At 68.3% G+C, this 12,818-nt stretch carries 11 protein-coding genes; 9 read left to right on the top strand and 2 right to left on the bottom strand.

From position 1 onward, the window contains the following. The first annotated feature begins 114 nt into the window (after positions 1 to 114). The 4 genes from ABZX86_RS33280 to menE all read left to right on the top strand — a co-directional run bounded on the left by ABZX86_RS33280 (position 115) and on the right by menE (position 3,217). Positions 115 to 1,311 carry an inorganic phosphate transporter gene (locus tag ABZX86_RS33280; protein ID WP_355129272.1) on the top strand — a complete coding sequence of 399 codons (1,197 nt, stop codon included), beginning with the start codon at positions 115 to 117 and terminating at the stop codon, positions 1,309 to 1,311. 12 nt (positions 1,312 to 1,323) lie between these two features. Next, positions 1,324 to 1,593, top strand: coding sequence for a hypothetical protein (locus ABZX86_RS33275; RefSeq protein WP_355129270.1), 270 nt, complete (start codon positions 1,324 to 1,326; stop codon positions 1,591 to 1,593). Between the two features lie 25 nt (positions 1,594 to 1,618). Further along, entirely contained in the window at positions 1,619 to 1,972 is a 354-nt protein-coding gene (locus ABZX86_RS33270) for a DUF3349 domain-containing protein (RefSeq protein ID WP_297610249.1), read from the top strand. A gap of 108 nt (positions 1,973 to 2,080) precedes the next feature. Further along, positions 2,081 to 3,217, top strand: coding sequence for an o-succinylbenzoate--CoA ligase (menE, locus tag ABZX86_RS33265; RefSeq protein ID WP_355129385.1), 1,137 nt, complete (start codon positions 2,081 to 2,083; stop codon positions 3,215 to 3,217). A gap of 157 nt (positions 3,218 to 3,374) precedes the next feature. Here the strand turns inward: menE and ABZX86_RS33260 are convergent, their stop codons facing one another. Next, positions 3,375 to 4,940 (bottom strand): hypothetical protein, encoded by a 1,566-nt coding sequence (locus ABZX86_RS33260; protein WP_355129267.1) that lies wholly within the window; start codon positions 4,938 to 4,940, stop codon positions 3,375 to 3,377. Positions 4,941 to 5,186: 246 nt separating this feature from the next. Here ABZX86_RS33260 and ABZX86_RS33255 point away from each other — a divergent pair, with 246 nt between their 5' ends. From ABZX86_RS33255 to ABZX86_RS33235, 5 genes are all read left to right on the top strand, one after another. Further along, complete coding sequence (locus tag ABZX86_RS33255) at positions 5,187 to 6,197, top strand: ATP-binding cassette domain-containing protein (RefSeq protein WP_355129265.1); 1,011 nt, start codon at positions 5,187 to 5,189, stop codon at positions 6,195 to 6,197. Further along, complete coding sequence (locus tag ABZX86_RS33250) at positions 6,194 to 7,036, top strand: ABC transporter permease (protein ID WP_355129263.1); 843 nt, start codon at positions 6,194 to 6,196, stop codon at positions 7,034 to 7,036. The genes ABZX86_RS33255 and ABZX86_RS33250 overlap by 4 nt, the downstream gene beginning before the upstream one ends. Before the next feature lie 101 nt (positions 7,037 to 7,137). Continuing rightward, complete coding sequence (locus tag ABZX86_RS33245) at positions 7,138 to 7,548, top strand: hypothetical protein (protein ID WP_355129261.1); 411 nt, start codon at positions 7,138 to 7,140, stop codon at positions 7,546 to 7,548. Positions 7,549 to 7,620: 72 nt separating this feature from the next. Next, on the top strand, positions 7,621 to 8,367 hold the full coding sequence (locus tag ABZX86_RS33240) for a DsbA family protein (protein ID WP_355129259.1): 747 nt from the start codon (positions 7,621 to 7,623) through the stop codon (positions 8,365 to 8,367). Continuing rightward, a complete protein-coding gene (locus ABZX86_RS33235) occupies positions 8,364 to 9,239 on the top strand; it encodes a cytochrome c biogenesis CcdA family protein (RefSeq protein ID WP_355129257.1) in 876 nt (291 codons plus the stop codon). The genes ABZX86_RS33240 and ABZX86_RS33235 overlap by 4 nt, the downstream gene beginning before the upstream one ends. Here ABZX86_RS33235 and ABZX86_RS33230 read toward each other — a convergent pair. Further along, complete coding sequence (locus ABZX86_RS33230) at positions 9,210 to 12,779, bottom strand: BTAD domain-containing putative transcriptional regulator (RefSeq protein ID WP_355129255.1); 3,570 nt, start codon at positions 12,777 to 12,779, stop codon at positions 9,210 to 9,212. The two genes, ABZX86_RS33235 and ABZX86_RS33230, sit on opposite strands and share 30 nt — an antisense overlap. Positions 12,780 to 12,818: the final 39 nt, after the last annotated feature.

Below are 12,818 nucleotides of genomic sequence, written 5' to 3'. Positions count from 1 at the left end.
GCGCACGGGTGTGTCGCTCACCATGCGCGAAACCCTTAGCACGTATGTAGCTGTGATCTTTTTCCGGGGGCGTCGGTTAACGCGGCGTTCACCGGATAGCGCAAACTGGGCGTCGTGTCTGCCGAACTGCTCGTTCTGCTGATCGTTGTTCTCACAGCCTTGGCATTCGACTTCACCAACGGATTCCACGACACCGCGAACGCGATGGCGACCTCGATCGCGACCGGTGCGCTCCCGCCGCGTACTGCGGTACTTCTCTCCGGAGCGCTCAATCTGGTCGGTGCTTTCCTCAGCGTCGCCGTGGCCGCGACGGTCGCCGAGGGCATTGTCGACCTCTCCGAGGTGAGCGGGCGGGCACTGCTCGACATCGTCTTCGCCGGACTGGTCGGCGGCATTCTTTGGAATCTGTTCACCTGGCTGCTGGGTTTGCCGTCCAGTTCCTCGCACGCGCTTTTCGGCGGGCTGATCGGCGCGACCATCGCGGCGCTCGGCTGGGACGGGGTGATCTGGTGCGCCGGCAACAAAGGTGTGCTGGCCAAGATCATCATTCCGGCGCTGGCCGCACCCGTGGTCGCGGCGCTGGTCGCCGCGCTCGGCTCGTGGGCGGTGTATCGCATCACCCGCGGCAGCAACGAGAAGTCCGTGAATCGCGGATTCCGGTGGGGGCAGATCGGTTCGGCCTCACTGGTGTCGCTGGCCCACGGCACCAATGACGCGCAGAAGACCATGGGCATCATCTTCCTGGCGCTCATCGCGCACGGCTCCGCCAAAGCCAGCGATCCACTGCCGCTGTGGGTGATCGTGTCCTGCGCGGTCGCCATTGCCGCGGGCACCTGCCTGGGCGGCTGGCGCATCATCCGCACCCTGGGCAAGGGCCTGGTCGATATCGCGCCGCCGCAGGGCTTCGCGGCCGAATCCACCAGTGCGGCGATCATTCTCACCTCGGCGCATTTCGGCCTGCCGCTGTCCACCACGCAGACCGTGACCGGATCCATCCTGGGCTCCGGCCTCGGGCGGCCCGGCGCGGAGGTGCGCTGGGGCGTGCTGGGCCGCATGGTCGTGGCCTGGGTGCTCACGCTGCCGCTGGCCGGTGTGGTCGGCGCGCTCTGCTGGGGCATCCTGGACGCCATCGGCGGAACCGCGGGCGTGCTGGTGGTATTCGCGCTGCTGATCGTGGTGGCCGGGGCAATCTGGATGCGCTCCAGGCAGACTGCCGTGAACTCGCACAATGTGAACGACGACTGGCAGGGCGAGACCGCCGCGGACGCACCGGCCCGCACCGATCACCACGCCGGCAACGGCCTCGGATAGGAGCGCGACGCGATGCACACCTTCCTGTCCAATCTGACCGACCTGTGGCGGGTCACCGTGGCCGCCTTGGTGTTCGGCGCGGGACTGCCCGTCGTCTTCGCGCTGGGCATTCGCTACCGCGCGCAGCTCGACGACGGCGCCACCGGATCCACCCGGACCGTGGCGCTCACGGTCTCCACCGTCTGTTTCGCCGTGGTCATGATCGCGGTGGTGGCCGGTGTGCTGTTCATCGCACGCGGCTTCCTCGCGACCCGACTCGGAATTCATCTGCTCGGCGCCTGACGCCGCCGGATCGAAAGGCATGCTGGTGAGCACCCCCGAACCGCCGAACACCGACCCCACCCCGGCGCCGCAGCAGCGTTCCAATGTGCTGCAGAAGGTCCTGGACTGGCTCAAAGCCGGTTATCCACAGGGCATTCCGCAGTCCGATTACGTGGCGCTGCTGGCGGTGCTGCATCGCCGGCTCACCGATTACGAGGTGCATCTCGTGGTCGAGGATCTGGTGAGCGAGCGGGTGGCCACCGGAGAGATCGCGCTCGCCGATATCGAGGCCGCCATCGCCCGAGTTGCCAAGGAGCAACCCGGCGAGGACGATATCGCTCGAGTGGCCTCCCGGCTGGCAGCCGGTGGATGGCCGCTGGCGACACCGACGTCCGACTGACAGCTCGACCGACCCCATCGAACCCCGGCGGCGGACCCCCCTAGGTGCGCAACCACCCCACGAGATGACACGATCGCGAACGTGAGCAATACCCTCCGCATTCTTCCCATGCCCACCGGCGCATCGGTAGGCGAAGTATTGCCGCATCTGCGTGAAGCCCTGGAAGGCACCGGGCCCACGTGGTTGCCGGTGCCCACGGCCGATCGCCGCGAGGCGCAACGACTCAGCAGCAATCTGCGCCCCGGCGAAGAGATCGACGACGATGTGGCGCTGGTGGTCACCACCTCCGGTACCACCGGAATACCCAAGGGCGCCATGCTCTCCGCCTCGGCGTTGCGAGCCAGCGGGGACGCCACCCATGAGCGCCTCGGCGGTCCCGGGCAGTGGCTGCTGGCGCTGCCCACCCATCACATCGCAGGCATCCAGGTGCTACTGCGCAGCATCCTTTCAGGTACCGAACCGGCCGTGCTCGATGTCACGGACGGATTCCTGCCCGAGGGACTGCCCGGCGCGATCGCCGGTATGCGCGGGCCGCGGCGGTACACCTCGCTGGTGCCCACACAGCTCATCAAGGCCCTCGACGAGCCCGCGGCGGCCGCGGCCCTCGCCGAACTCGACGCGGTGCTCATCGGCGGCGCAGCCACCCCGAAGCCGGTACTGGATCGCGCCCGCGCCGCGGGCATCACGGTGTTCCGCACCTACGGCATGAGCGAAACCTGCGGCGGCTGCGTCTACGAGGGCATTCCCCTGCGCGGCACCGAGGTGCGCATCGAGGACGGCCGGGTCATGCTCGGCGGCGCCATGCTCGCGAAGGGCTACCGCAATCAGCCCGAGCATCCGGCCTTCGCCGAACCCGGCTGGTTCCGCACCGAGGACGCGGGCACCTTCGAGAACGGCGTCCTGAACATCTCCGGCCGCCTGGACGAGGCCATCATGACCGGCGGCCTGCTGGTTCTCCCCCAGGTCGTCGAGGCCGTCCTCATCACCCACCCCGCCATCTCCGAATGCGTCGTCCTGGGTCTCCCCGACGCCCGCCTCGGCCAGCGCGTGGTCACCGCCATAGTCACCACCCCCGGCGCCACCGCCCCCACCCTCGACGAACTCCGCGAACACGTCGTCGCCGAACTCGACGCCATCGCCGCCCCCCGCGAACTCGCAGTCCTGCAGGAACTCCCACTCCGTGGCCCCGGCAAACCCGACCGCGCGAAACTCCGCGAACTCCTCCTCACCACCTCCCCCAACTGACCGACCCGCCACCCGGACTATCAGGCGCGCTTCGCCATCCCACGCCCTCGTCAATCCCGGGATGCTGGTGGCCGGGATACACAGCGGTTGCGATGGATCCCGGCCGATGTCCGCCGGATGATGGGGCGGACCGTCGATAGTGCGCGCTACGGCCCCGTCAGATAGTCGACGGGGCAGGCTGGGCGAACAGGGTGGGCAGCAGGTCGGTCAGCGCCGGCGGCGCGACAGCTGCGAGCATCGGTGCGGCAGCGCCGATTTGCGACGATGCGACTGCTATGAGGTCGGTGGGCAGGGCTGCTGCGAGGTCCGCGGGCACTGCTCCGGCGAGTTCGGGCGGGATGCCGGCTGTGGTGAGTTGCTCACGCGCGCCGGCTGTTTGCGGTGTCTCGGTCACCTGCGCGGGGGCTGACTCCGTGACGCCCGCGATCGGCTTGCGGGCTACGTCGCCCTCGAGGCGGAGGGTGTTGTAGGCGTTGACGCCGGAGATGATGCCGACCGGGACGCCGATGGCGAGGCTGCCGATGGTGCCGCCCATGCTGCCGAGAATGGCTGCGCCGGTGAGGCAACCGCCCGCGAAGCCGGTGGCGGTGCCGGCGAGGGCCGCGGAGAAGGTGCCCGCGGTTCCGGCACCGATGCCGCCGGCGAGACAGCCGATGGCGAGGCCGGTCGCGCCGCCGAGGACCGCGCCGAGGGCAACGGCCAGGCCGAATTGGGTGCCCACGGCGCTGTAGGCGTCGTTGATGTCCTTCTGCCGCTGCACGGGATCGGTCTGCGGTTTCGGCCCGGGCGCCGACTGATCGGGCTGGCCGGACGGATCATCGACCAAGCCGGTGATCGGCACGCTCGCCGGAGCCTTACAGGTCGGATCGGGCAGATCCGCTGCGCGCAGCGGCTTTCCGGCCGCCGCGGCCTGCAGCGCATCCGCGCGCGAGGGCAGGTGCGAGATGGGCACCGTGCCGACCGGGCAGGGCACAGCGGCATCGGGCCACAGCGCCATCGGCGAGCCGAGCGTCAGCGTATTGCCCATCACGTATCGGCCCTGCGCGTCCAGCGCCTGAAAGTTGTTGAGCAGCTGCAACTGTCGCTCACCACCGGGCCCAGGCTGGGTCGGGTCGGCCCCGGTGCCGGGCGCCTGCACGATGAGGGAGCCGATCGGCGTGGTCAGGTAGGCCGACATATCGGTGAGATCGCCGGTGTAGACGACACCCTGCATGACTCCGACCGTCACCCGCGACATGCCCTCGCGGACCGCCTGTTCATGCGGTGTCAGATCCGCCGCATTCCCCGGCAGCGGCGGCGGGATCTCACGGCCGAACGGCACATGGTGCAGCGTGCTGCGATCCTCGCCGAGAATCAGATTCCCGGAGTGGTCGCGCAATTGATAGTGGTTGTTGCCGATGATGCTCACCGCGACATCCGGGCCGTAAATGGTGGACAGCCGCCGATAGGCATTGCTGCGCAGGTAGACATCTCCCGCCAGATCCATATCGTTCTCCCCGCACAGCGGATCGCGCGGCGGGATCGGTCCCAGCGGATCGTCGGCGTCCGGCAGCGCCGGGCAGCTGAGCAGCAACTGATCCGACCCCGGCGCATCCGAATGCGTGGCGGCGGGCTGCGCATCCGACGTGTCCAGGTCGAGCGGCGCGGCATGCGCACTGACCGCGGTGACCACCGCGGTCAGCGCGGTCAATGCCGCGGTCAGGGTGACGGAGACGACTCTCAACGGAACCTCGCAATCCATAACGCGCGGAAAGAACCGGGGGAACTGGCGAGAGAGCAAAGAGCTGGACGACAGGCTAACAAGCCCCGGCGCGATTCCCGGGGAGCCCGGCGCCGACCGTCGTGGCCTGGGCGGCCCGCCATCGGAACACCGGCGGTGGCCTGCGAAAACCCCGTGCAAGCGGGCCTTGCGCGCCCATGCAAGAGCGATGCATGGGGCATGTAAGACCCGGTCTGCAGAGTGTGTGTCATGACTTCTTACACACCTGCTGAGGCACTCGCCATCGAGGCGGAGGGGCTGGTCAAGGTCTTCGGGGAGCAGCGGGCTGTCGACGGCGTGAGCCTGGCGGTTCCGCGGGGCGCGGTATACGGCGTACTCGGCCCCAACGGAGCCGGTAAGACCACCACCATCCGCATGCTCGCCACCCTCATGAAGCCCGACGCCGGCAGCGCCCGCATCTTCGGCCGCGACGTCCTGACCGAACCCAATGCGGTGCGCAAACTGGTCGGCGTGACCGGCCAGTACGCATCCGTCGACGAAAAGCTCACCGCCACTGAGAATCTGGTGATCTTCTCGCGGCTGCTCGGCCTGTCCAAGGCCGACGCCCGGCGCAAGTCCGCCGAACTCCTGGAGGAGTTCGGGCTGGAGGAGGCCGCGAACAAGTCGCTGGAGAACTTCTCCGGCGGTATGCGGCGCCGGCTCGATCTGGCCGCCAGCCTGATCGCGGCCCCGCCGCTGCTGTTCCTGGACGAGCCGACCACCGGTCTGGACCCGCGCACCCGCGCCCAGATGTGGGAGACCATCCGCCGCCTGGTCCGCGAGGGCTCGACGGTGCTGCTCACCACCCAGTACCTGGACGAGGCCGATCAGCTGGCCGACCGGATCGCGGTGATCGACCGCGGCAAGGTCATCGCCGACGGCACCTCCGACGAACTGAAGGGCTCGGTCGGCCTGTCCGCACTGCAGCTCACCCTGGGCGATCGCGACCGCATCGAAGAGGCGCGCACCGTGGTCTCGGAGTACCTCTCCCGCGCCGCGGGCAAGCCGGTCGAGGCCGCCATCAGCCCCGAGGCGGGCCGCATCACGGCTCCGCTGCCCGACCCCAGCGTCACCACCGACATTCTGATCCGCTTGCGCGAGCACGACATTCGCGTCGAAGAGATCAATGTCAGCAAGCCCAGCCTGGACGAGGTGTTCTTCGCCCTGACCGGCCACGGCGCCGAAGACGAGACCAACGATTCCGAAAAGAGCGCGGCATGACCACCACCATCACGGCTCCGGCGGGGCGGCACGCGGCGGTAGCCCCGGCCCCCATACCGGATGTCAGTAATCACATCAGCCTCAAGCAGACCGCGGCGAACTCGCTCACCATGGCGTACCGCGGCATCCTCAAGATCAAGCACAACCCGGAACAGCTGTTCGACGTCACCGTGCAGCCGATCCTGTTCACCGCGCTGTTCGCCTACATTTTCGGCGGCAGCATCGGCGGCAGCGTCTCGGCCTATCTGCCCATCCTGATTCCCGGCATCCTGGTGCAGACCGTGGTGCTGAGCTCGGTCACCACCGGCACCCAGCTGCGCGAGGATATGGACAAGGGCGTCTTCGATCGCTTCAAATCCCTTCCCATCGCCCGTATTTCGGCGCTGGCCGGTGCGCTGCTCGCCGATATGGTGCGGTACGGCCTGGCCTCCGTGCTGACCGTCATCGTGGGCATCTGCATCGGTTACCGCCCCGACGGCGGCCTGGCCGGTGTCGTCGGCGCCATGCTGGTGGTCGTGTTCTGCTCCTTCGCGGTCAGCTGGGTCTGGGCGCTGGTCGGTGTGACCGGTAAGAGCGCCGCCGCCGTGCAGGGCATCTCCATGATGATCATGTTCCCGCTGACCTTCATGTCCGGCGCGTTCTCCCCCGTGGAGAAGATGCCGGGCTGGCTGCAGGGCATCGACAAGGCCAATCCGGTCTACTACATGGTCAATACGGCCCGCGATCTGATGAACGGCACCGGCGTCACCGCCAATCTCGGCTGGTCGCTCATCGGCTCCGTCGTGGTGATCGCCATCTTCGCCCCGCTCACACTGCGCGCGTACATGCGCCACGCCTGAGTTCAATTCCCGCCCTGGGCCGAATTCCCGCGGAATGCCCGTCCACCCTGGTGGGCGGGCATTCCGCATTGCCCCGAAGTCGGCCTGTTATGGTCGGGACAGTGAATTCCTGCCGCGCCCCGCACAGCCGAAAGCCATTTCGGCTGTCCTGCGCTGTGCTGCTGGCGGGTCTTTTCGCAATAGCCGGGATGGTCGCGGCGACAGCGGAATGGGGCTCCGGACAACAGGTCTCATATGCCGCGGCGTCAGCGCAGCCGGAGCAGGCCTCCGTACAGACCGCCGCCGTCGCAGGTAATACGGTTCCCGTCTGCGGTAAGCACGACAGTCCGAGCTCGGACCCGATGGGACAGCTCGCCGCGCCACCCCGCTCCGCCGGAGATCAACTGGTCCCGGCCGGTCTCGGGACGATTCCGCAATTCGCTGCCACACAGTGGCTTTCGTATGACATTCGGCCGCGAGCGCCCACCCTGCCGGTGGCGGCTCCGCATCTGACGACTGTGCTGATCATTTAGGACATTCGGCGTACAGCCACGTCCTGAAGCACTTTTCCGTCGACCCGGACGTTGCCGTCCAGGAGTATTCGCATGCCCAAAAACAGCCAGAACACCGCCCGGAACAGCAATAGGAAATTCTTGGCCGGACTCGCCGCTGCGGCCGCGGTCTGCCTGCTTGCCATTGCCGCTTTCCACATGCTCGGCGCTGACAAGAAATCCGAGACGAAAGCCGCGCAGTCCGCTCAGACCAATCCGCTCTACGCCGAACTCGCGAAGCTGGCCCGGCGGGATGCGCACGATCCGCTGGCGCTGGGCCGCACCGACGCACCGGTGGTGCTGATCGAGTACTCCGACTTCCAATGCTCGTTCTGCCGCACCTTCGGGCGCACCATCGAACCCCAGCTCATCTCGAAGTACGTGGAGAAGGGCGTACTGCGGATCGAATGGCGCAACTTCCCGATCTTCGGCCAGGAATCGGAGAACGCGGCCCGCGCCGCCTGGGCCGCCGCCCAGCAGGGCCGGTTCTGGGAATTCCACAACACGCTGCAGGCGAAGGCCCCCGAGAAGAAGAACACCGGCGCACTGACCCCGGACCACCTGGCCGAGCTGGCACAGGAGGCGGGCGTCGCGAATATCGCCAAGTTCCGTGCGGACCAGCAATCCCCCGCCGCCGCCACCGCCGTGCGCCAGGATGCCGGTGAGGCGTACTCGCTCGGCGCGTCCTCGACACCGACCTTCCTGATCAACGGCCGCCCGATTCTCGGCGCGCAGCCGATCGAACAGTTCGAGGCGGTTATCGAGGCGGCCCGCGCCGCTGCCCCGGAGCACGCGGAATGAGCGGCACCGTAGGCTTTTTCGCGGCCTTCCTGGGTGGTCTGCTGGCACTGGTGAGCCCGTGCAGCGCACTGCTGCTGCCCAGTTTCTTCGCGTACTCGTTCGATTCACAGGGCAGACTGCTGGCCCGGACCACGGCGTTCTATCTCGGCCTGGCCACCACCCTGGTACCGCTGGGAATCGCGGGATCGTTTGCGGGACGGCTGTTCTCGGAACACCGGGAGCTGCTCATCACCGTCGGCGGCGCCGTCATCATCGGCCTCGGCGTACTCCAGATCCTCGGCCGCGGCTTCTCCTTCGGCTTCGCGCAGCGCGCCGCCGCCCGGCAGGGGCGGCCGGAGAAATCCGGCGCCGTCTATCTGCTCGGCCTGGTCTACGGCCTGGCCGGATTCTGCGCCGGGCCGATTCTCGGCTCCATCCTCGCGGTGGCGGCGGTCGGCGGCTCCCCCGTCCAGGGTGGCCTGCTGCTGGCGGTCTACGCACTCGGTATGGCGGCGCCACTGTTCGTACTGGCCTCGGTGTGGGATCGATTCGGCCTGGGTCAGCGAAAATGGTTACGCGGCAAAACCTTCAGCGTCGGCAAACTGGAGCTGCACACCACCTCGCTGGTGTCCGGCCTGTTCTTCATCCTGCTCGGCGCGCTGTTCCTGCTCTTCGACGGCACCTCGGCGCTGCCGGGGCTGCTGGGCGCGGAGACCGAATTCCACTTGGAGACAACGGTTCAGCGATTCGGTGCGGCCGTATCCGATACGACGGTGCTGCTGATACTCGGCGCCGCCGCACTGGGCATGCTGGCATGGCGGCTATTGCGGACAGACCCCGGCGACAGTGAGATCAGCAGGGACTCAATCATTTCCAGCAAGACGTTGGATTAGCAGCAGAATTCGCTCCGCGGCCGACCGCCGATTCCGGACCGAGGCGGCGGCCAGCGCCGCATCCATGCGCTCCGCCCCGACCGCTTCGCGGTGCAGATCCACATGGCGCTGCCAGTTCATGGACGGATAGTCCTGGCGGGCGAACACTTTCGGCGAAAGGGCCAGTAGCTCGAGTGCGGTCTCGATATTCGCACCGGTGGCGATCAGGTAGCTGCCCACCGCGCTCGCCACCGAACCGATCTGCGGCAGATCCCAGAACTGCCCCAGCCGCTCGTCGGCCAGCTCCACCAGCTGGCCGAACACCTCGCGCACCTCGTCCGTGCGGCCGTACAGCACGTGCGCATCGACGACGGCGGCCGCCACCATCACATCGGCGGGACCCGGCGCAACCGCCCCGTTCGGCCACGCCATGAGTACCAGCGTCTGACGGAAGCGGCGCAGCCCGGTATCGATATCGCCTTCGGCCAGTTCGACTTCGGCCAACCCCGCGGAGACATTGGCGCGCCGATGGTTGGGTGAGGGGAGAATCTGCGTGGCGGTGAGATCGATACCGGCGCCGGCCAGCAGCGGATCCAGCTCGCGGCGGGCCAGCTCGATCTCGCCGATACCCACCAGAGAGCAGGCGAGCAGGCTCCGGATCTCCACGCTCTCGTCGTGGGCCCGCAATTTTACGAGCAGATCAGCGGCCTGCCGGTAGTAGTCGACCGATTCGCCGTAGCGCGCGGACTGCCCGTACATGCCGCCCAGGTGCTGGCACACCATGGCCATCCCCCACAGGTCTTCGGTGACGCCGGAACCCAAGGCCTGCACCGCATCCCGCATCGATCCGTACACGTCCCCGGCGTTCTCGCGAATATTCGCCCGCACCAGCAGGGCGGCGACGCGGGTGGACGGATCCTCGGAGCGGACGCCGTCACCGAGCATGCGCGCCAACTGCCAGCTGTTGGACGGTGCGGTGGCAAGCTCGCCGAGGAAACGGAATACCGGGCTCAATGCGGCGCCGTCGCGCACCAGGCGCCGAATCCCGGTGCGCACCACCGCCGCATTGCGCGGACCCGAGCCCAGGTACATGACGTGCAAGCCCAGCATCAGCTGGCCGAACATCTGCAGATCGGCTTCGGCCGAAGTCAGCGAACCCCGCCGCAGCGGCGTCGCCATGATGCGCGGCGCCCAGCTCACGAATTCCAGGTGTGCGCCGCGCATGATCCACATCATGGCCAGCACCGGATATACCGCGTGCGCGGTGGCGAGATCGCGCCGATCGATCGCATAGCGCAGTACCGCGACCAGATTGTCGAGTTCGGCGGCAACGCCGTACACCACGGACAGCTGATCGGCGCCGCTGTATCGACGAGCCACATCGAGCGCGAATTCCCTTGCCCAGTCACTCATCCGGGCCATGACAAGATCGGCCTCGCCCGCCGCGACGAGCTGCTCCTCGCCGAATTCGCGGACGGTCTCCAGCATTCGGTAGCGCGTGACGTCGTATTCGGCGTCGTCCGACTCCAGCACGGTGAGCAGGGATTGACTCACTAGTCCATCGATAGCCGTTGCGGCATCGAGGATTTCGGGGCCGGAGATCACGCTCTCGGCGGCCGACAGGGTGAACCCGCCCGGAAACCGGCACAGTCGCCGCAGCGCCGTGCGCTGTTCGCCGTCCAGCAGGTTCCAGCTCCACTCGATGACCGCGTGCAGCGTGCGATGCCGCTGCGGGGAACTGCGATCTCCGCTGCGCAGCAGGGCGAATCGGTGATCGAGCCGGGATTCGATCTCCTCCACGCTCATCGTCCTGGTCCGCGCGGCGGCGAGTTCGATGGCCAGGGGCAAGCCGTCCAGCATGCGGCACAGTCGCGCCACCACCTCCGGATCCAGTCGCACCGTGGGCCGCACGGCCCGCGCCCGCGCCGTGAACAGATCGGTGGCCGGGGAGCCGTGCGCGTCGATCAGCAAGGGCGGCAAGGGATAGACGGTCTCCGCCGTGATTTCCAGCGGCGCCCGGCTGGTGGTGAGCACGGTCAGCTGCTCGCTGGCGCCGACGAGATCGGCTACCACCTCCGCGACCGCGTCGATGAGATGCTCGCAATTGTCGAGGATGAGCAGCATCGGCCGCGAGCTCAGCGCTTCCCGCAGGCGCTGCCGCAGATCCCGGTTCCGCGCCGTCCGAAGCACATTGGCGTCCCGGCTGAATTCACCGACACCGAGCGTCGCGGCAATGGTCGCCTCGATCTCGACGCGCGTTTCCGCGGTCTCCTCCGGATCGGCCCGCAGCGAAGCCAATTCGATCAGCGCGACAGTCTGCTCACTCGCCAGCCGCGCACCCAGCTCGTTCGCCACCCGAGTCTTCCCGGTACCCCCGGGCCCGAGCACGGTGGTAACCCGCGAACTGCGCAACAACCGTTCCAGCGCATCGATATCCGCCTCGCGCCCCAGCAGCGGATTCGGCGCCGCCCGCAACCCGATCGCCGCCCCGGCGGGCTCGTACTCCGTCCCCACCGCGTGCTGCGCCGCCGACACCATCCGCAATGCCTGCGCCGAACCCCCTCTGCCACCGGATCCACCGGCGACCGGAACAGCCTGCCCCGCAATGGATTCAGACCACGGACGGCCCGATTCCCCGCCCTCGAACTGCGCGGAATTCGCGTCCGGACGCCCCTGCCCCGGAGGGTGATTCGGTCCAGCCGCGGCATTCGGCGCAGCGCGAGCGCCGGGCAGCGGTTCACCGCGCAGCAGCGCGGTATTGAGTGCGACCAGCACGGGCCCCGGATCGGCGCCGAGCTGGTCCACCAGCCGGGTGCGCAGTGAGGCGAAGACGTCCAGTGCCTCGTTGGCACGTCCGGTGGCGGCGAGTAGTCGCATGAGGGTGGCGTGGGCGGGTTCGTCGAAGGGTTCCGCGGCCGCCGCACCGCGAGCCAGTTCCAGTGCACCCGCAAGATCGCCGATCGCTTCGCGTACGGACAGTTCGAGCACGTCCAGCGACCGGCGGCGGGCGGCCGCCAGGCCGGCCAGCTCCTCGGCGACCGGCCCGGAGGGAAGGTCGGCGGCCGGATCGCCGCGCCAGAGGTTGCGAGCCTCGGCGATCAGGGCAAGACAGGCGGGGCCGTCGCCGGCCGTATGTGCTTGGCGCGCCTGGGTTTCCAGGTGCTGGGACAGGGTGAGATCGACCCGATCGGGAGCTAGGACCAGGCGGTATCCGGCGGGGCCGATTTCCAGTGCACCTTCGGGCAGTGCGGAGCGCAGCCGGGAGACCTGGGTGTGCAGGGCATTCATCGGGGCACGCGGGGGGTCCTCGCCCCAGACATCCTCGATGAGCGCCTGCGCGCTGCGGCTGCGTCCGGGGTGAGTCGCCAGGGCAGCTACGAGCAGCCGGGCACGTGCGCCAGGTACGGGTGCGAGCGCGCTGGGCGCGCTACCGGGCACCGCGGCCTGGGCACCGTCGCGCCGCAGCGCGACCTCGCCCAGCAGGGCTACCAGAACCGTGTCGCCTGCGGATACCGGCCGGGTGGTCCCGGCGCTGCTAGAACTGCCTGTTTGCGAAAACATTCCTCGTCAATCCTAGGTGAGCGACACCGGGGGTGCCGG

This window comes from Nocardia sp. NPDC006630, assembly GCF_040611495.1.
Classification (GTDB): domain Bacteria; phylum Actinomycetota; class Actinomycetes; order Mycobacteriales; family Mycobacteriaceae; genus Nocardia.
This window is presented reverse-complemented; position numbering and strand designations above follow the sequence as displayed.